1 protein-coding gene is annotated in these 931 nt (G+C 45.9%); it reads right to left on the bottom strand.

All coding sequences use genetic code 11. The features are described 5' to 3' along the window. Nucleotides 1–931: AMP-binding protein (locus AB4653_RS27695; protein ID WP_372105847.1), on the bottom strand; the 931-nt coding region annotated here is incomplete at both ends.

Genomic DNA, 931 nt, shown 5'->3' with positions numbered 1-931 from the left:
ATCAAGAGCATCAGAATAGGCTAGCTTCGAGCCACCGACTTGCATCAGTCTTAGGCTAGATGTATTCGCACTTTCCCATTCTTTAGCCGCATTCCATAGCTGCGCAAGCGCGGGAACCAAAGCTGTCGCCGTCACTTTATTTTTCTCGATAACATCAAAGCAGTAATCAGGACTGGGGTTGGAACTGAAAATGGCACTTCCTCCAACATCAAGCGCTCCCAATAAACCGGGACAACCCAAAGTAAAATTATGCGCGGCAGGTAACACTGCGAGGTATACCTCGTCGGACGACAACTCACTTGCTGCTGCACAACTTTGGATGTTGAGACGATAATCGTTATGACTTCTAGGAATGAGCTTAGGTAGTCCCGTCGTTCCACCAGAAACTAAAAACAAAGCAGGATGATTTGGGTTTGGTCGTTCAGGAACGAACTGGCCAATATTACCCAGAGGTAAAGACGGATACTTTCCAGAGTCTCCCACAATATAGATATGCTTAAATGAAAGGGACTCTTCCGACAGTGAGTCAGCTATGTGTAGTGCTCTTCCATCGTTTTCTAAGTTAGAACCGAAGTAGGCCCTTGCGCCAGATACTTTCATGAAATGGCGAATTTCAACAATACCATGTGCCGGCAGTGCCAATACCGGAATCAAGCCAGCTCTTTGTAAAGCAAAAAACACTTTTGCGAAATAAATGCTGTTAGACACCTGAAATACGACCCGGTCTCCAGCTTTTAACCCGACCTCTTTTAAACCCGCGGCTATTCTGTCTGCTTCAGACTGCAACTCTTCATAAGTAAGGCTACCCGTCGGATCGGCTACTGCAGGTTTAGTTGGATGCAGAGCAACCCCTTCACTCAAAATTGCCCATAAAGGTGTGTTTAACCATAAGTTGTTCTGTTCAAACTTCGCAGATTGACGATCTGGTTGA

Origin of the sequence: Vibrio sp. 10N.222.48.A3 (assembly GCF_041475345.1) — a bacterium.
Lineage (GTDB): Bacteria > Pseudomonadota > Gammaproteobacteria > Enterobacterales > Vibrionaceae > Vibrio > Vibrio tasmaniensis_A.
Note: the sequence above shows the minus strand (reverse complement) of the source record. Positions and strands in the feature narration are given on the sequence as shown.